This window comes from Mycobacterium sp. D16Q16 (assembly GCF_002013745.1).
GTDB lineage: Bacteria > Actinomycetota > Actinomycetes > Mycobacteriales > Mycobacteriaceae > Mycobacterium.
The window spans coordinates 53,457-70,620 of sequence record NZ_MAEY01000007.1; the positions used below are offsets into that span (position 1 = coordinate 53,457).

Below are 17,164 nucleotides of genomic sequence, written 5' to 3' on the forward strand. Positions count from 1 at the left end.
TCGAAACGACTCTCCCGAATCGGTGGCAAGGCGAGTGAACACGGACTACCGTCGGGGCCAACAAGCTATGAACGTTCCGCGTGTGGGCGATCACACCACTGGCCAACACGGAACGCCTGCGTCCTATTCGGCGGAGGAGGTGGTTACCGACCCCAGCGCCGGCGGGCTGCCGTCTCAGCGTTTCAGGCGACTCCGGCGTACGTCAAACATCAAACATGCGCATCGCCAACATCTTTAGTCCCTAGCGGATGGGTTGAGCGCAAGCGCACTCTCAGTACCGGAGGTATGAGTTGTCAAGCACATCAAAGGCATCCGTTGCTATCGAGGACGGGGAGCGGACGGCCCAAGCCGACATCGTGGTCAAGGGCCGAAACGTAGATATCCCCGATCATTTCCGAATTTTTGTGAACGACAAACTGTCCCGTCTGGAACGCTACGACAAAACCATTTACCTCTTTGATGTAGAACTCGAACACGAAAAGAACCGTCGCCAGAAGAAGGTCTGTCAGCGCGTGGAGATCACCGCGCGGGGCCGGGGACCGGTCGTCCGGGGCGAGGCATGTGCCGACACGTTCCACAGTGCTCTCGAAGCTGCCGTCGCCAAGCTGGAGAGCCGTTTGCGCCGAGGCCGTGACCGCCGCAAGGTTCACTACGGAGACAAGACGCCGGTATCGCTCGCCGAGGCCACCAAGGTTCTGCCCGCCGATGCCTTCACGCCTCCCGCCGCGGTGAATGGCGCACACAGTCACAACGGGGCGGAGGCCGACGACGGGCACGGCCCGGGTCAGATCGTGCGGACCAAGGAACACCCCGCCAAGCCGATGACGGTCGATGATGCGCTCTACGAGATGGAACTGGTTGGTCACGACTTCTTCCTGTTCCATGACGAATCCTCCGGTTGCCCGTCCGTGGTGTATCGGAGACACGCGTATGACTACGGCCTGATACGCCTCGGGGAGTAGGGCGCGCGGTCAACCGCGCCAAGGACCCCCGCACCAGGTCTGGTGTGGGGGTCCTTTCACGTCGCATACTTCGTCCGTGAGTACTGCTCGCCGAAACCTCTGTTTCTTGTACGGCGCGATAGCGCTGATCGCCGTGGTTGCCACCTGGTGGCACAACATCGCGTATATCTCGTCCGGCGGGAAGCTGCTCGATGTCGTGACCAGCGCGTATGCAAATCACGTCGCGGGCTCTCTGACCAACGACCTGATGCTGCTCACGATCGCGGCCCTCGTGCTCATGGTTGTCGAGGCCCGACGGTTGGGTATCAAGCACATCTGGGTGTACGTCGCGCTCTGCTTCCTCGTCGCCATCAGCGTCGCGTTCCCGTTGTTCCTCATAGCCCGCGAGCGGCGCCTGGCGGTGCTGGCGGATGGCGCGACGGCCGTCCAAGGGTGACTGCTCGGGGAAGCTGGTGCGGACGACGCCTACGATGGGACTCGCTGAAGTCTGACAAGTCCTAACGAGTACAGGGGATATTGACGTGCTGTCGAAGTTGCTGCGCCTTGGTGAAGGTCGCATGGTCAAGCGTCTCAAGGGCGTGGCCGATTACGTCAACACCCTGTCCGATGACGTCGAGAAGCTTTCCGATGCCGAGCTGCGGGCCAAGACCGGCGACTTCAAGGGGCGTCTGGAGAAGGGCCAGACCCTCGATGACCTGATGCCCGAGGCCTTCGCCGTCGCGCGCGAGGCCTCCTGGCGGGTGCTGAGCCAGCGCCACTTCGATGTACAGGTGATGGGTGGCGCCGCGCTGCACGCCGGGAATGTCGCCGAGATGAAGACCGGTGAGGGCAAGACCCTTACCTGTGTGCTGCCGGCCTACCTGAACGCGCTGGCCGGCAAGGGCACGCACGTCGTCACGGTCAACGACTACCTGGCCAAACGTGACTCGGAGTGGATGGGCCGCGTACACCGCTTCCTGGGCCTGGATGTCGACGTGATCTTGTCGCAGATGAACCCGCAGGAGCGGCGCGCGGCCTACAACGCCGACATCACCTATGGCACCAACAACGAGTTCGGCTTCGACTACCTGCGCGACAACATGACCCACTCGCTCGACGAGCTGGTGCAGCGCGGGCACGCCTACGCCATCGTCGACGAGGTCGACTCGATCCTCATCGACGAGGCTCGTACCCCGCTCATCATCTCCGGCCCTGCCGACGGAGCATCGAACTGGTACCCGGAGTTCGCGCGGATTGTCCCGCTGATGGAGAAGGACACCCATTACGAGGTGGACATCCGCAAGCGCACCATCGGTATCCACGAGGTCGGGGTCGAGTTCGTCGAGGACCAGCTGGGCATCGACAACCTGTATGAGGCGGCCAACTCGCCGCTGGTGAGCTACCTCAACAACGCCATCAAGGCCAAGGAACTGTTCAACCGCGACAAGGACTACATCGTCCGCGACGGCGAGGTGCTGATCGTCGACGAGTTCACTGGTCGTGTGCTGCTGGGCCGACGCTACAACGAGGGCATGCACCAGGCCATCGAGGCCAAGGAGCGTGTGGAGATCAAGGCAGAGAACCAAACGCTGGCCACCATCACCCTGCAGAACTATTTCCGTCTCTACGACAAGCTCGCCGGTATGACCGGTACCGCCCAGACCGAGGCGGCCGAGCTGCACGAGATCTACAAGCTCGGTGTCGTGTCGATTCCCACCAACCGGCCGATGGTCCGCAAGGACCAATCCGACCTCATCTACAAGACCGAGGAAGCCAAGTACATCGCGGTCGTCGACGATGTGGTGGAGCGCTACGAGGCCGGCCAGCCTGTCCTGATCGGTACCACGAGTGTGGAGCGCTCTGAGTACCTTTCACGGCAGTTCACCAAGCGCCGCATTCCGCACAATGTGCTCAACGCCAAGTATCACGAGCAGGAAGCCCGCATCATCGCCGAGGCCGGCCGCCGGGGCGCCATCACCGTGGCCACCAACATGGCCGGCCGCGGTACCGACATCGTGCTGGGCGGTAACCCGGACTTCTTGGCGGACACGCACCTTCGCGAACAGGGCCTGGACCCGGTGGAGACCCCGGACGAGTACCAAGACGCCTGGGACGCGACGCTGCAGAAGTTCAAGGATGCCGCCGAGACTGAGGCCAAGGAGGTCCAGGAGGCCGGTGGCCTGTACGTGCTGGGCACCGAACGGCACGAGTCGCGCCGTATCGACAACCAGCTGCGCGGTCGTTCCGGACGTCAGGGCGACCCAGGCGAGTCTCGCTTCTACCTGTCGTTGGGCGACGAGTTGATGCGACGCTTCAATGGCGCTGCGCTGGAAACGATTCTGACGCGGATGAACGTCCCCGACGACGTGCCGATCGAGGCCAAGATGGTGACCAGCGCCATCAAGAGCGCACAGACCCAGGTGGAGCAGCAGAACTTCGAGGTTCGCAAGAACGTCCTCAAGTACGACGAGGTGATGAACCAGCAGCGCAAGGTCATCTACGCCGAACGCCGCCGCATCCTCGACGGCGAGGATCTGCAGCCGCAGATCGAAGAGATGATCACCGACACCATCGCCGCCTACGTCGACGGTGCCACTGCCGACGGCTATCACGAGGACTGGGACTTCGAAGCGTTGTGGACCGCGCTCAAGACGCTGTACCCCGTGAGTCTGAAGCCCGAGGAACTCATCGCATCCGACACCTACGGTGAGGCCGACGAGCTGAGCCCCGCCGACCTCAAGTTGGCCCTGCTCGACGACGCCAAGAAGGCGTACAAGGCAAGAGAAGCCGAGATCGACGGGCTGGCCGGCGAGGGCTCGATGCGCCAGCTGGAACGCAACATCCTGCTCAGCGTGATCGATCGTAAGTGGCGCGAGCACCTCTACGAGATGGACTATCTCAAGGAGGGCATCGGCCTGCGGGCGATGGCGCAGCGCGATCCGCTGGTCGAGTACCAGCGCGAGGGCTACGACATGTTCACCGCCATGCTCGACGGCCTCAAGGAAGAGTCGGTTGGCTTCCTGTTCAACATCAACGTCGAGGTCCAGCAGCCCGCCGATGGAACCGTTGCCCCGCAGGCAGCGCCCGAAGGGTTGGCCGAGTTCGCTTCCGCCGCAGCGCAAGCCGCACAGGGTGAGTTGCGCGCGAAGGGGCTCGAAGAGTCCACGCCCGAGCTCACGTACTCGGGGCCGGCGGAAGACGGTTCAGCGCAATCCCGGCATGAGGCCGGTGGCGGTGACTCGGCCCCGGGCGGTGGCACGCGGCGTGAGCGTCGGGAAGCGGCGCGCAACGCGGGCCGCACCTCCAAGCCGCCGCGGTCGCGCCGCAAGCGCTAGCGGCGGTCGGCGTCAGCCGAGCTGCAACGCGGCCACAAGCCAGTTACCCCGTACGGATTGGATGCGCCCGGCGAACGCCCGGACGCGTCCACCGCGCTCGAACGTTCCGAAGATCTCGGCGGTGTCGTCCGCGCAGCGGCGCACCCGGATCTTGCAAAGCCGGGCCGCGGTGGTGGTGGGGGTGCGCGAGGAACGTGCCATGACCGCGCTCAGGGGCCCGTCGGCCAACAGCGGGCGCAGCTGGATTATCGGCCGGCGCCGATCCATGACCTCCAGGACCCGGCGCATTGCGGCATCCGCGAACGCAACCGCCTCAGGCGGCGGAGATTGTTCGCGCAGATGTGCCTGGCGCTCGATGCCCGCTGGCCGAGTGCGCGATTGACGCAACCTTGCCGGACGTGGTGATTGACAGGCCTGCGGCAGGCTGGCCAGCACCGGCGCCGGTTCGTAATCGGCCACCCGGGTGACATAGCGATGAGACATTTCCCCTCCAGTGAATGAGCCCCCTCATTCGCTCTGCTGGAGAGGCGCAGAACGTTGCCGATCATGATCGCACAGCCGGTGCCGAGGGCGCCAGGGTACGGTTGGCGGGACGTTCGGGACAGCGGCGCCGCTGGGTACAAGTGGCGAGATTCTTAGGGGAAGGCGGCGCGGATCGTGGTCAGCAGGTTGTCCGCGCTTGACGCATCGTTTTTCTCCAGCGAGGACAGCTCAACCCCGATGCACGTCGGTTCGTTGGCGATCATCCGCAAGCCCCGCGGTGGCTTCACGTACGACGAGCTACTCGCGTTGGTGGAGAGCCGGCTCCCGCAGGTTCCACGCTATCGGCAACGGGTCAAGGAGATCGGGTTCGGACTGGCCCGGCCGGTCTGGCTGGACGATGTCGATTTCGATATCACCTACCATATTCGGCGTTCGGCGTTGCCCTCCCCGGGTAGTGACGGGCAGCTGCAAGATCTGGTGGCACGCTTGACATCTCGCCCGCTGGATCGGTCGCGGCCGCTGTGGGAGATGTACCTGGTTGAGGGGCTGTCCAAGAACCGGCTGGCCATCTACACCAAGACGCATCAGGCTCTGGTGGACGGCCAATCCGCGCTCGAACTCGGACAGGTTCTGTTTGACCGGACAGCCCGCACCCCGGACTTCGGCGAGGATATCTGGGTTCCGGAGCATGAACCGAGCTCTAGTGAGCTGGTCGCCGGTGCGGTCTCGGAGTGGTTGGCGCGCCCCGGTGCCCGCCTGGAGGCGGTACGCAGCGCGGTCGCCGACGCCGCGTCGCTGACGGGCGAGATCGGCGAGTTGGGTGAGCGCATGGCCAAGGTGGTGCGCACAGCGGCCCGTGGTGCCGCCCCGCGCGGGCCACTCAACCAACGTGTTTCGCGCAGTAGGCGATTCAGCGTGGTGACCACCAAGTTGGCCGATTATCGGCGGGTGCGTGCCAAATACGATTGCGATGTCAATGATGTGGTGTTGGCGGTAATCGCTGGGGCGCTGCGTAATTGGCTGATGAGCAGGGGAGAGCCGGTCACCACTACCTCTATGATTCGGGCGATGGTGCCGATGTCGGTGTACCGGGATGGTGACCTGGATGTTCTTGCCGAGGGCGCCGCCACTACCGAGGTGTCGCCGTTTCTCGTCGACCTTCCGGTGGGTGAGGGCAACACCGTGGTGCGGTTGTCGCAGATCGCGCATGCCACCGAATCACATTCAGCGGCATTCAGTTTGGTGGACGTGCCGAACATGGCGGCGCTCTCCGGATTCGTCCCGCCGACCCTGCACGCGTTGGCGGCCCGCGTCGCGACCACACTGCCGAATCGGCTGTTCAATCTGTTGGTTACGAATGTGCCTGGGCCGCAGGCCCCGATGTACATCGGCGGTGCGCGCTTGGCAGAGATCTACCCGGTGCCTCCGCTGCTGCGTAATCAGGTGTTGTCCATTGGGCTGACTTCCTACAACGGTGTCGTGTATTACGGAATCAACGCTGATCGTGATGCGATGCCGGATGCGGACATGCTTCCGGTGCTGATCACCGAGGCGCTCGACGAGTTGTTGGAGGCGGCGCAGTAATGCCCATGCAGGTCTACATCCCGGTGACGCTCGCGATGCTGCGCGAATTGGTGGCCGACGGCGAATTGTGGCCGGTGAACGGCACCGCTTTCGCGGTGACCCCGGCGCTGCGCGAGGCCTATTCCGCGGGCGACGAGGATGAGCTGTCCGAGGTGGCCATGCGTGAGGCGGCGCTGGCCTCGCTGCGGCTGCTGGCCAACCACGACGGCGACGACGAGTTACCGGCCCGACGGGCGGTGCTGGTCGCGACCGCCGACGATGCCAAGCTGCGCCCGGATCTGGATGATGCCGTGGTTCGGTTGGCAGCCGCTGTGCCGATATCCGCTGTGGTGGCCGCGCATGTCGATCTGGCGCAGGCCGAATCGGATGTGGTGCGTGCGGCCGAGGTGATCGACGCCGCGGACCTGGGCGACGAGGATGCCGAGTTGGTCGTAGGGGATGCGCAAGACCACGATCTGGCCTGGTACGCCACCCAAGAACTGCCGTTCCTGCTCGACCTGCTGTGAGATATTTGGGCTGATGGGCGAGCTGGAACGCGCGATCGATCAGATTCGCAACGAGGTGGACAGTGGCGTTGCGGCGATAGAAGCCGCGCGTCTCAAGGCCGAAGCGCAGTTCAATCAGCAACAGCGTCCGGAATCTGCGGATGCTGACCTGTCGCAGCCGCCGACGCTTCCGTTGCCGCCGTCATCGGATCTGGAAGAGGACGACGCATTCCAGTTCCGTAAGTGGAAGTGAATTCTCCACAGAATTCGCTGTGACCTGGGGTTTGGTTGCTGTTCCACGTATGATGCGGTCATGGGTGGGAGAGCTTCAGCGGGTGGCCACCCGCTTCGGGTGGACGTTGAGGCCCTGCACGATGTGGCCAATAAATTGACCGGGCTTGCTGATCAGCTGAGGCCGTCGGCGTCGGCTGTGAGTGGAGGTGCCGCACATGAGTTATCGGTGTCGTCCGTTGAGGCGGTGACCGGTAGCGGCGACCATGTGGCGACGGTGTGTGCGGATCAACTGAACAAATACTCGGCTCTGGTGTCCCAGTCGGTAAGGGCGTTCACGGATATGGACGCCACCAACGCCGACGCCATTCCGGCCGTTGATCCGCGGGATATGTAGGGGACGGCGATGGTGGGTTTACCGACAAGGTCGCAGGTCGAGCGCTGGCGCACGGATCATCTGGATGCTGCCGCCAAGACGTGGGGTGATCAGGCGAACCTCATCAATGTTGTCTTCGGAACGGCGCTGCGCCACATCGAGCAGGTTCCCTGGGACGGGAAGACCGGAGGCGCCGCCGCCAAGAAGGCGTACGAGGATCTGCAGAAGGTCGGCCAGTCGATGACGAAACTGCGTGCTGGCGAGCAGATGGCCCGAAACAACGCGCAGCAGTTGAAGGACGCGAAGTCCAAAGCGGTCGCTGCGATCAACGCGGCGGAGGGCGAGGATTACGACGTCAACGAACCCCTCACCGTCGTGGACAACAGTGGGCTGAAGGTCGCCTTCGCGGGGATGCGCGAGATCCGTCGTCAGTCCCACGAGTCCACGATCCGCACGGAGGCGCTGGGGCTTGCGGCGATCGATGAGCAGATTGCGTTGGCGCTCAATCCCATCGCACAGGAGCTGCGCGCCTTCACCCTGAACGATCCGGGCGACGACGGCTCGATGAAGGGCGAGCCCGGGGCTTCGAGCACCGCTGCGTACGAGGATGCCCTGCGGAATGCGGGACTGCTTCAGGGCGAGCCGACCGGCTACTACAAGAAGTGGTTGGAAAATGCTGCACGGCAAGGGGTCTCGCCCGAAACGATTGTTGATATCGCTCGGCAGCACAAGATCACTCCCGAGAGCTTCAAGGTGTTGGAAGGGATGGAGGAGATCAAGGACCCAGATGGCAAGTCGTTCTTCCTGCTGCCGGTAGGAGTCAGCGGAGACGACGCCCGGAAGGCGACCTTGATGACTTATATCCTCAACTGCGGTACTGACTACGGCAAAGGTGGCGAGAAGACCGACTTTGAGCCGACGCCGTACTCGGCCAATGAGGTGCAGCGAATCATCGATCGGCAGGCGAAGAACTCGTGGAGTTACGACGACGAGGTGGCAGGCATGACCTACGGCGGCGGTCGGGTGGTGACGGCGCCCAACGGAATGCTGATGGCGCTCGGTGGAGGCTGGCAGCAGGATCCGTTTACCCAAGGTGGTGGTACGACCTACGGAGATATGTTCAAGGTCAACATCGATTACTCGTCGGACCCGTCCGAGCAATTGCGCAGAATAATCCGTGGCGGCGTCATGTGGTACGGCAACGATGGCAACCCGCACCCGGGCCAGCTTGACCTGGATCGCATACTCCACCATGAAGAGCGGCATTCGCAGCAGTGGGCGGCGAATGGCAGGGCGAGCATGGTTGCGCAGCAGGCGTGGGAACTGGCCAATGGCAGAGACCAGGAGACCAACAAATTCGAGAAAGACGCTGGTCTCTCCGACGGGGGCTACCCTTGATGAACCGAATGATCGGCGGGTTTCTCGTTGCGCTCTCCGTTGCTGTCGTGGCAGGATGTAGGAACGACGGCTGGAATCCCGAGGCGCCGTTTGCGCCTTCGTTGCGCCCTGCCTTCGGCGCACGCGTCACTGATGGACAACTCCGCATCTGGACAGGGTCACCGTGCGCAAATGCCGTTCGAGTCTCCGTGTATTTCGAACCAAGCCGTGCCGAATTGGTATTGACGTCGAACGCGAAAACCGGGACTGACCTTGAGTACATCACGATAGGTGGCCAATACCCGGGCCTTAGTATTAAAGAGTCCCTACCAATGGGTTTCGATTGGCGCGACGAAACGAGAGCCAGCTTGTCTGTAGGCGGGTCCACCGAACGGAGCAATGGCTGGGGATCATCTACAGATATTGCGAAGTTCATCAACGAGTCGGCTCAGCATTCCGTCGACACGTACTGGTTCCAAGACGTCGGTTGGCTGAATCCCGCAGAGGTGGCGGCCAAGGACGGCAAGGACTTCCTCGCCACCTGCACGCCGGACCCCGCTAAGACGAAGAAGGAGTAGCTCACGCATCTCTCGCAGGTCTGGAAACGTTCATCCGGGCGTTGCGTAGCCGACCAGCGCGAGCAGCATGATCGGGCTTCGAATTGGCCTGTTTCCGGCCAGTAACCTACGGTAGCGTAGGTTACGCCTGGCTGGGCATCTCCTTCATCACCGGAAGGTCATTGGCTGTGAAATTGTCTTCCTGGCTCGACGCGTCCGCCTCGGGTGCGCCCAAGTCGCGCCATGCCGCGATAAACGTCTTGCGTGGCTTGGCTTCTCGCATTACCACGCCATTGCTGCCGGATGACTATCTGAGCCTGGCCAACCCGCTGTGGTCTGCCCGCGAGTTGCGGGGCCGCGTGGTGAGCGTGCACAAGGAAACAAGTGACTCCGCGACCCTGGAGATCAAGCCGGGCTGGGGCTTCCACTTCGACTATCACCCCGGCCAGTACGTCGGCATCGGCGTACTCATCGACGGCCGTTGGCGCTGGCGGTCGTACTCGCTGACATCGGCGCCGGTGCACGCCGGTGGTTCGGGACGCACCATCACCATCACCGTCAAGGCGATGCCCGAAGGCTTCCTCTCCACGCACCTGGTCAACGGCCTGGAGCCGGGGACGATCGTCCGGCTGGCGGCCCCCCAGGGCAATTTCGTGCTGGACGACCCCGCGCCACCCGCGATCTTGTTCCTCACCGCGGGCAGTGGCATCACCCCGGTGATGTCGATGTTGCGGACGTTGGTGCGGCGTTCGGCCGCGGCGGACCTGCCGCTGCCCGATGTGGTGCACCTGCACTCGGCACCGACAGAGAGTGACGTGATGTTCGCCGGGGAGCTCGCGGCGCTCTCCGATGCGCACCCGTCCTACCGGTACCGGCTGCGGACGACGAAGACTCAGGGGCGTGTGGATCTCTCATCGCTGGCCTCCGAGGTGCCCGACTGGGCGCAGCGCCAGACGTGGGCATGTGGCCCGGAAGGCATGCTCGACGACGCGCAGCGGGTATGGGCCGATGCGGATATCGGCGAGCTGCTGCATTTGGAGAGATTCGCGGTGTCGCGGGCCGCGCCACACGGGCAGGGCGGTCTGGTCACCTTCGCCCGTAGCGGTAAGCAGCGCGCGGCCGACGCTGCGACCTCGCTGATGGAGGCGGGGGAGGAAGCCGGCGTGCAGATGCCCTTCGGGTGCCGGATGGGGATCTGCCAGACCTGTGTGGTGCCGCTGCTGGAAGGGCATGCACGAGACCTGCGCAATGGCGCCGAGCATGAGCCGGGATCGCGGATTCAAACCTGTGTTTCCGCAGCGTCAGGGGATTGCGTACTCGACGTGTGAGGTTAACGGCCTAGTAACCTACGGTGCCGTAGGTTACGCTATCGTAGGCACGAACCGGCGAAGGGAGCTCACCGATGGCGATTTCGGATATCCAGGAATTCGCACACCTCACCGAGGCTGATGTTGAAGCACTCGGACACGAGCTGGACGCGATCCGTCAGGATGTCGAGGAATCGCTCGGAGCTGCCGACCGCCGCTATATCCGTCGCACCATCGCCGCACAGCGGACCCTGGAACTGGGCGGGCGCGTGCTGCTGGCGGCGAGCACGAAGAGGTCCGCCTGGTGGGCGGGAGCGGTGACGCTCGGCGTGGCCAAGATCGTCGAGAACATGGAGATCGGTCACAACGTCATGCACGGCCAGTGGGACTGGATGAACGATCCCGAAATCCATTCCTCCAGCTGGGAGTGGGACATGGTGGACCCGTCCTCGCACTGGAAGCAGACTCACAACTACATCCACCACAAGTACACCAATGTCCTTGGTATGGACGACGACGTGGGCTACGGCCTGCTGCGCATCACCCGCGACAAGAAGTGGTCACCGTTCAACCTGGGCAACCTTGCGTACAACACGTTGTTGATGCTGCTCTTCGAATGGGGTGTTGGTGCACAGCATTTGGAGCTGGGCAAGGTGGCGCAGGGGCGCGCCGACAAGGAAGAGTTCGCGGCCAAACGTGAAGAGGTGCTGGCCAAGATAGGCAAGCAGGTGGCCAAGGATTATGTCCTGTACCCCGCGGCCAGCGCGCTTTCACCGTCGGGCAGTTTCCGTAAGACCGTCACAGCCAACGCGCTGGCCAACGTGATCCGGAACATCTGGTCCAACGCCGTCATCTTCTGCGGACATTTCCCGGATGGTGCCGAGAAGTTCACCAAGCAAGATCTGGCGAACGAGACGCAGGGGCAGTGGTATCTGCGACAGATGTTGGGAAGCGCCAACTTTGACGCCGGCCCGGCGATGGCCTTCATGAGCGGTAACCTGTGCCATCAGATTGAGCATCACCTGTTCCCGGATCTGCCGAGTAACCGGTTGGCCGCGGTATCGGTGCGGGTGCGTGAGCTGTGCGACAAGTACGACCTGCCGTACACCTCCGGCCCGTTCCTGGTGCAGTACGCGAAGACGTGGCGGACCATCGCCAAGCTGTCGCTGCCGGACAAGTACCTGAAGTACACCGCAGACAATGCGCCGGAAACGCGCAGCGTCAAGATGTTCGACGAGCTCGAGCCGCGTGAGCGGCGCGGACTGAAGTCGGCATTCGCCGCGGTACGCGAACGCAGAAGGTCGCGTCGCAGCGCCAAGGTCTGACGAGAAACCTAAGAAGCCCCCGACGCGCGAGCGTCGGGGGCTTCTTAGGTTTGATAGCGGCCGGGAACTATCCCAGGCCGGACACGGAGAGCCACATGGTGGCCCAGGCGGCGACGCCACAGGCGAAAATGGCTGTCACGTTGGCGATTCTACGGACGTAACTCGTCATCTGTTAACCCCTGACCCTCATTGGCTGTTTCCTTCGCAGCCACTGATGGAAACGCTAATCGGCGTGTGCTGTTCGCGCGATCCGAGAAGGCCTTCGCAACCAAGAGTTAGGCCGTTGTTAACACGGAAAGCAGTTGGCGCACGGCCATCACCCGTTTGGCGGACGCTCCGGTGAGCTCGTCCAGGGCGCACTCGGGATCCGCGGGTGGGCCAAGGTGCTGGCAGCCGCGCGGACAGTCCTCGATGGCCTCGGACAGGTCGCTGAACGCCGCCAGTACGTCGGCGGGCTTGATGTGGGCCAGGCCGAATGACCTGATGCCCGGGGTGTCGATGACCCAGCCCGACGGGTGGAGCGGGAGCGCTATCGATTGGGTCGAGGTGTGGCGCCCCTTGCCGACTCCGGTCACCTCACCTGTTGCCCGGTGAGCCTCGGGGACAAGGCGGTTCACCAAGGTGGACTTGCCCACCCCGGAGTGGCCGAGCAGCGCGGTGAGGCGGCCGGACAGGGTGTCCATGATGGGTTCTAGCGGCGCATCGCGCCCCGCCTTGATGACCTGCAGGTCGAGATCGGCGAACTGCGCGGCGAACGCCTCAGGATCTGCGAGATCGGTTTTGGTGAGTGCCAGGATTGGGGTGAGGCCTCCCGCATAGGCGGCGATGAGCGTGCGCTCCACCAAGCCGGTGCGTGGTGGGGGATCGGCGACCGCCACCACGATCAGCAACTGGTCAGCGTTGGCCACAAAGATCCGCTCGAAGGGGTCGGTGTCATCGGCGGTGCGGCGCAACACTGTTCGGCGATCCTCCAGCCGCACGATGCGGGCCAGTGCGTCCGGGCGCCCGGACAGATCGCCAACCAGACTCACGGTGTCGCCCACCACAATCGGGGTACGGCCAAGTTCTCGTGCCCGCATCGCGGTGACTTGACGGCTGGGGTCCGGTGCCGAACCATCCTGCAACACACAGCCCCAGCGGCCGCGGTCCACGGTGATGACCATCGCGGGCACCGCGTCCGCATGCTCGGGACGATTCTTGGTGCGAGGCCGCGAGCGTCGGCCCGGCCTGATGCGGGCGTCGGACTCGTCGTACTCGCGTGGACTCAAGAGGCGCGACCGTCCGGTGCCGATGAGCCGCTTGCGCGAAGAGCTCCAGATTGGGCGAGCATGTCGGCCCACATTCCGGGGAAGTCAGGCAGCGTCTTACTGGTGGTGGCGATGTCGTCGACGGACACTCCCGGCACCTTCAGGCCGACAAGAGCTCCGGCCGTAGCCATCCGGTGATCCGCATACGAGCCCCAGACCCCGCCGTGCAGGTCGGTGGCGACTATCCGCAGCCCGTCCTCAGTCTCCTCGCACCGCCCACCAAGGGTGTTGATTTCGTGGGCGAGCGCCTTGAGCCGATCGGTTTCGTGCCCTCGCAGATGGGCGACTCCGCGCAATGTGGAGACGCTCCCGGGCTCCGCCAGCGCGGCCAGTGCTGCCACCGTCGGAGTCAGCTCACCGACCTCTCCAAGGTTCAGATCGACACCGCCATAACCGGTCTGGCCGGTGACTTCCAGATGCGAATCCGTCAGCGAGACGTTGTGCGCGAACCGGCGCACCACGTCCTCGATCTGGTGTGCGGGCTGCGTGGATTTTCGTGGCCAGCCGAGTATGCGCACGGTGCCCCCGGTGGCCAGTGCCGGCGCGATGAAAGCCAGCGCGTTCGACAAGTCCGGCTCGATCGTCCAGTGGTGCGGGGGGATTGGTTGCGGATCGATATGCCAGCGGCCGGGGGTTGAATCGTCCACCGCGATGCCCGCCTCACGCAACATCGTGACCGTCATGACCACGTGCGGCCCCGAGGGCAGCACGTCCGCGGTGTTCACCGCCGTCAGGCCCTCGGTGAATGCGGCACCGGAAAGGAGAAGGCCGGAAACGAATTGGGACGATCCCGAGGCGTCGACGCCGACTTCGCCGCCGCGCACCTGCCCAGTGCCGGCCACTGTGAACGGCAGGTGCTGCCCGTCGATGCCGACCCCGATCGCACGCAGTGCGTCTAACAGGGGAGCGATAGGTCGGGCGCGCGCCTGGTCGTCACCGTCGAAGATGGTGGGGGCGTGGCGAAGTGCGGCCACCGGTGGCAGGAACCGAAGGACGGTTCCGGCAAGCCCGCAGTCGACCGTCGAGCTGTCACCGTCGCCGGATCCGGGGGAGATCGTCAGGTCGGTGCCGTCACCCGCGATGTCGCACCCCAGCGCGCGTAACGCTCCGATCATGAGATCGGTATCACGGCTGCGCAATGCGCCGGACACCGTTGAGGTGGCGCCTTCACGTGCGGCCAGCGCGGCGAGGACGAACGCCCGATTGGTCTGGGATTTCGAGCCGGGCATGGTGATGGTCGCGTTGACGGAACCGTCGATCGTTGGTGCCTGCCAGAGTCCGCTTGTCACCGCCCTATTGTCCCGGACGCATACCTGCGGTGTCGGCCCCGGGTGGCACGATGGCGATATGTGCGGACGGTACGCGGTGACGATCGACCCGGCGCTGCTGGCGGTCGAGATCGACGCGGTGGACGAGATTGGCACAGTGAGTCAGCAGACCGGACCGCAGCAGCTTCCCGCCATCCCGAACTACAACGTTGCGCCGACTGACCCGGTGCTCACGGTGGTGGCACGACATCGTGAACCCGGCGACGTTCCCACCCGTCGCGTCCGCGCCATGCGCTGGGGTTTGGTGCCCACGTGGGCCAAAGCACGCGAAGACGGCCGACCGCAGGCCAAGGGCGCGCCGCTGATCAATGCCCGCGCGGAAAGTCTCACCACGGCCGCAACGTTCCGTGTCGCCGCGCAGTCCAAGCGGTGTCTGGTTCCGATGGACGGCTGGTACGAGTGGCGTAAGCAGGAAGGCGCCAAGACGGCCTTCTATATGAATCCCGGCGACGGCAAGAGATTGTTCGCTGCGGGATTGTGGTCGGTGTGGAAGCCCACCAAGGATGCGGCACCCCTGCTGAGCTGCACGATCGTCACTACCGATGCTGTCGGCCCGCTGCTGGAGATTCACGACCGGATGCCGTTGATGCTGGGTGCCGAATCGTGGGACCGGTGGCTGGACCCGGACCAGGATCTGGATCAGCGCCTGTTGCAGCCGGCGGGCCAGGTGGCCGACATCGAAACGCGGCAGGTCTCATCGCTGGTGAACAGTGTCGCGAACAACGGTCCGGAGCTGCTCGTACCGGATGACGGCGCTCAGGCCGTGGGGGAGCAGATCACCCTGCTGTGACGGACGCCGTAACAGCGTTGGTGAGCCGGACCAGATCGCCGGGTGCCAGTGCCATCTGCAATCCGCGCTTTCCTGCGCTGCACAGGATGCGATCCCACCTGAGGGCCGATGAATCGATCACGGTGGGCAATGGTCTTCGTTGTCCGAGCGGAGAGATCCCCCCGACCACGTAGCCGGAACTGCGTTCGGCCGCCGCGGGATCGGCCATGGTGGCCTTCCCGCGACCGAGAGCCGCCGCCGCGGCCTTGAGTGAGAGGGTCGCGGGTACCGGGATGACCGCGACCGCCAGATCCGCTCCGCGGTCCAGCGCGATCAGCAGTGTCTTGAAGATCTGCCCGGGAACCAACCCGGAGCCCGCCAGCGCGCGCACCGCCTCATCGCCGAACGCGCTCTCGCCGGGACGGTGTTCATACGGCAACAGTTGATAGTCGACCCCTGCCGCGATCAACGCGGCGACGGCCGGAGTGGCAGCTTTGGCGGCCTTGGAACCCACGATCTGGACAGTAGTGCCCCGGGTCCAGTGAATTTTGAGTTGACAGTCGAGATACTTTGGGAAATACCCCGGCATGAGTCGGTGTTGAGCAGTGTGTCCGCATCGAGCGGACTATGGTCCTCAACACGGAAGGGGTATTGCAGGTGACAATGGCGTGCCTCGAACGTCCGATGTCGGTGCCGATCCGTATGGTCGGTGTCGCTACCGAAAGGACCGCCGTGACAGACACCGCAGATCCCTCCAATCAGGCGATTCACGTCGAGACGGAGGCTGAGCGGGCCGCACGCTTCGAGCGTGACGCGTTACCGCTGCTGGATCAGCTCTATGGTGCTGCGCTGCGGATGACCAGAAATCCCGCGGACGCGGAGGACCTGGTGCAGGAGACAATGGTCAAGGCGTATGGCGGGTTCGGGACCTTCAAAGAGGGCACCAACCTCAAGGCCTGGCTGTACCGGATTCTCACCAATACCTACATCAATATCTATCGCAAGAAGCAGCGTCAGCCCGCGGAGTATCCGACCGAGGAGATCACCGACTGGCAGCTGGCCGCGAATGCGGAGCACACCTCGACGGGGCTGCGTTCGGCGGAGATCGAAGCGCTCGACGTGCTGCCTGACGACGAAATCAAAGAAGCGTTGAATAAGCTGCCGGAAGAATTCCGGATGGCCGTGTACTACGCGGACGTCGAAGGCTTCCCCTACAAGGAGATCGCCGAGATCATGGACACCCCGATCGGCACGGTCATGTCGCGGTTGCACCGCGGCCGTCGCCAGCTGCGCGAATTGCTGGCCGAAGTGGCCAAGGAGCGTGGCTTCCTGCGCAACAATGAGTTAGCGGAGGGCCGGGCATGACCGACGGTGAACTGAAGAACAGTGTCGACAAGGGTGGCAACTGCGAGGTATCCGGTTGCGCCGAGGTGATCGCGGAGGTGTGGACCCTTCTCGACGGTGAATGCAGCGCGGAAAGCAGCGCGCGGCTGCGGCATCATCTCGAAGAATGCCCGGGCTGCCTGCAGCATTACGGCATTGAAGAGCAGATCAAAACACTCGTAGCCCGCAAGTGCGGTGGAGAAAAGGCACCTGACGGGCTACGTGAGCGTCTTAAGTTGAAGATCACTCAGACCACTGTCATCGAACAGCGGGCTGAGAACTCCTAGCGCTAGCTGTTGGGACGCTTGCCGTGGTTGGCGGCGTTGTGCTTACGGCTGCGCTTCTTGCGACCACGCTTGGCCATGGGAATCTCCTT

At 63.9% G+C, this 17,164-nt stretch carries 19 protein-coding genes; 14 read left to right on the plus strand and 5 right to left on the minus strand.

The features are described from left to right. Positions 1-290: 290 nt before the first annotated feature. The 3 genes from hpf (at position 291) to secA (ending at position 4,276) form a co-directional block, all read left to right on the plus strand. Complete coding sequence (hpf, locus tag B4394_RS09675; RefSeq protein ID WP_078308722.1) at positions 291-962, plus strand: ribosome hibernation-promoting factor, HPF/YfiA family; 672 nt, start codon at positions 291-293, stop codon at positions 960-962. Between the two features lie 76 nt (positions 963-1,038). After that, on the plus strand, positions 1,039-1,398 hold the full coding sequence (locus B4394_RS09680; RefSeq protein WP_078314875.1) for a DUF2834 domain-containing protein: 360 nt from the start codon (positions 1,039-1,041) through the stop codon (positions 1,396-1,398). 85 nt (positions 1,399-1,483) lie between these two features. Then, positions 1,484-4,276: a preprotein translocase subunit SecA gene (secA, locus tag B4394_RS09685; protein WP_078308724.1), complete on the plus strand. Its 2,793-nt coding sequence runs from the start codon at positions 1,484-1,486 to the stop codon at positions 4,274-4,276. Between the two features lie 12 nt (positions 4,277-4,288). Here the strand turns inward: secA and B4394_RS09690 are convergent, their stop codons facing one another. Further along, positions 4,289-4,759 carry an Rv3235 family protein gene (locus B4394_RS09690; protein WP_078314876.1) on the minus strand — a complete coding sequence of 157 codons (471 nt, stop codon included), beginning with the start codon at positions 4,757-4,759 and terminating at the stop codon, positions 4,289-4,291. A 174-nt stretch (positions 4,760-4,933) separates the two neighbouring features. Between B4394_RS09690 and B4394_RS09695 the strand changes: the two genes are divergently transcribed. The 8 genes from B4394_RS09695 (at position 4,934) to B4394_RS09730 (ending at position 12,001) form a co-directional block, all read left to right on the plus strand. Next, on the plus strand, positions 4,934-6,343 hold the full coding sequence (locus tag B4394_RS09695) for a WS/DGAT/MGAT family O-acyltransferase (protein WP_078308726.1): 1,410 nt from the start codon (positions 4,934-4,936) through the stop codon (positions 6,341-6,343). Positions 6,344-6,348: 5 nt separating this feature from the next. Then, the gene (locus B4394_RS09700; RefSeq protein WP_078296765.1) at positions 6,349-6,849 is read left to right on the plus strand and encodes a DUF6912 family protein; all 501 of its coding nucleotides are present in this window, start codon (positions 6,349-6,351) and stop codon (positions 6,847-6,849) included. A 13-nt stretch (positions 6,850-6,862) separates the two neighbouring features. Continuing rightward, positions 6,863-7,081 carry a hypothetical protein gene (locus B4394_RS09705; protein WP_078314877.1) on the plus strand — a complete coding sequence of 73 codons (219 nt, stop codon included), beginning with the start codon at positions 6,863-6,865 and terminating at the stop codon, positions 7,079-7,081. Between the two features lie 60 nt (positions 7,082-7,141). Continuing rightward, positions 7,142-7,456 (plus strand): hypothetical protein, encoded by a 315-nt coding sequence (locus tag B4394_RS09710; protein ID WP_139360080.1) that lies wholly within the window; start codon positions 7,142-7,144, stop codon positions 7,454-7,456. A 9-nt stretch (positions 7,457-7,465) separates the two neighbouring features. Beyond that, on the plus strand, positions 7,466-8,833 hold the full coding sequence (locus B4394_RS25685) for a hypothetical protein (protein WP_286142013.1): 1,368 nt from the start codon (positions 7,466-7,468) through the stop codon (positions 8,831-8,833). Between the two features lie 347 nt (positions 8,834-9,180). Then, entirely contained in the window at positions 9,181-9,390 is a 210-nt protein-coding gene (locus B4394_RS25115; protein ID WP_139360081.1) for a hypothetical protein, read from the plus strand. A gap of 167 nt (positions 9,391-9,557) precedes the next feature. Next, the gene (locus B4394_RS09725) at positions 9,558-10,697 is read left to right on the plus strand and encodes a ferredoxin reductase (RefSeq protein ID WP_078314880.1); all 1,140 of its coding nucleotides are present in this window, start codon (positions 9,558-9,560) and stop codon (positions 10,695-10,697) included. Between the two features lie 74 nt (positions 10,698-10,771). Next, positions 10,772-12,001, plus strand: a complete 1,230-nt coding sequence (locus B4394_RS09730; protein WP_078308728.1) for a fatty acid desaturase family protein — start codon at positions 10,772-10,774, stop codon at positions 11,999-12,001. A gap of 275 nt (positions 12,002-12,276) precedes the next feature. On the opposite strand, the gene rsgA is transcribed toward B4394_RS09730, so the two are convergent. Together rsgA and aroA are read right to left on the minus strand one after the other, a co-directional pair. Beyond that, positions 12,277-13,269: a ribosome small subunit-dependent GTPase A gene (gene rsgA, locus B4394_RS09735; RefSeq protein ID WP_078314881.1), complete on the minus strand. Its 993-nt coding sequence runs from the start codon at positions 13,267-13,269 to the stop codon at positions 12,277-12,279. Next, positions 13,266-14,597 carry a 3-phosphoshikimate 1-carboxyvinyltransferase gene (gene aroA, locus B4394_RS09740; RefSeq protein ID WP_078314882.1) on the minus strand — a complete coding sequence of 444 codons (1,332 nt, stop codon included), beginning with the start codon at positions 14,595-14,597 and terminating at the stop codon, positions 13,266-13,268. The genes rsgA and aroA overlap by 4 nt, the downstream gene beginning before the upstream one ends. Before the next feature lie 58 nt (positions 14,598-14,655). On the opposite strand from aroA, the gene B4394_RS09745 reads away from it, so the two are divergent. After that, on the plus strand, positions 14,656-15,426 hold the full coding sequence (locus tag B4394_RS09745) for an SOS response-associated peptidase (RefSeq protein ID WP_078314883.1): 771 nt from the start codon (positions 14,656-14,658) through the stop codon (positions 15,424-15,426). Here the strand turns inward: B4394_RS09745 and B4394_RS09750 are convergent. After that, positions 15,413-15,919 carry an aminoacyl-tRNA deacylase gene (locus B4394_RS09750; RefSeq protein ID WP_078314916.1) on the minus strand — a complete coding sequence of 169 codons (507 nt, stop codon included), beginning with the start codon at positions 15,917-15,919 and terminating at the stop codon, positions 15,413-15,415. The genes B4394_RS09745 and B4394_RS09750 overlap by 14 nt on opposite strands. 149 nt (positions 15,920-16,068) lie before the next feature. Between B4394_RS09750 and B4394_RS09755 the strand changes: the two genes are divergently transcribed. Both B4394_RS09755 and rsrA read left to right on the plus strand, forming a co-directional pair. Then, positions 16,069-16,770 (plus strand): sigma-70 family RNA polymerase sigma factor, encoded by a 702-nt coding sequence (locus tag B4394_RS09755; protein ID WP_078292380.1) that lies wholly within the window; start codon positions 16,069-16,071, stop codon positions 16,768-16,770. Further along, a complete protein-coding gene (gene rsrA, locus B4394_RS09760; protein WP_078292310.1) occupies positions 16,767-17,075 on the plus strand; it encodes a mycothiol system anti-sigma-R factor in 309 nt (102 codons plus the stop codon). Before B4394_RS09755 ends, rsrA begins: the two co-directional genes overlap by 4 nt. A gap of 2 nt (positions 17,076-17,077) precedes the next feature. On the opposite strand, the gene B4394_RS26015 is transcribed toward rsrA, so the two are convergent. Further along, positions 17,078-17,152, minus strand: a complete 75-nt coding sequence (locus tag B4394_RS26015; RefSeq protein WP_085988129.1) for a 50S ribosomal protein bL37 — start codon at positions 17,150-17,152, stop codon at positions 17,078-17,080. Between the last annotated feature and the right edge of the window lie 12 nt (positions 17,153-17,164).

Bases quoted from the DNA above. Each gene is read 5' to 3' on its own strand.
- B4394_RS09690 (WP_078314876.1), bottom strand. From the start codon at position 4,759: ATGTCTCATCGCTATGTCACCCGGGTGGCCGATTACGAACCGGCGCCG.
- B4394_RS09700 (WP_078296765.1), top strand. From the start codon at position 6,349: ATGCAGGTCTACATCCCGGTGACGCTCGCGATGCTGCGCGAATTGGTG.
- B4394_RS09705 (WP_078314877.1), top strand. From the start codon at position 6,863: ATGGGCGAGCTGGAACGCGCGATCGATCAGATTCGCAACGAGGTGGAC.
- B4394_RS09710 (WP_139360080.1), top strand. From the start codon at position 7,142: ATGGGTGGGAGAGCTTCAGCGGGTGGCCACCCGCTTCGGGTGGACGTT.
- B4394_RS25685 (WP_286142013.1), top strand. From the start codon at position 7,466: ATGGTGGGTTTACCGACAAGGTCGCAGGTCGAGCGCTGGCGCACGGAT.
- B4394_RS09730 (WP_078308728.1), top strand. From the start codon at position 10,772: ATGGCGATTTCGGATATCCAGGAATTCGCACACCTCACCGAGGCTGAT.
- B4394_RS09745 (WP_078314883.1), top strand. From the start codon at position 14,656: ATGTGCGGACGGTACGCGGTGACGATCGACCCGGCGCTGCTGGCGGTC.
- B4394_RS09755 (WP_078292380.1), top strand. From the start codon at position 16,069: ATGGCGTGCCTCGAACGTCCGATGTCGGTGCCGATCCGTATGGTCGGT.
- rsrA (WP_078292310.1), top strand. From the start codon at position 16,767: ATGACCGACGGTGAACTGAAGAACAGTGTCGACAAGGGTGGCAACTGC.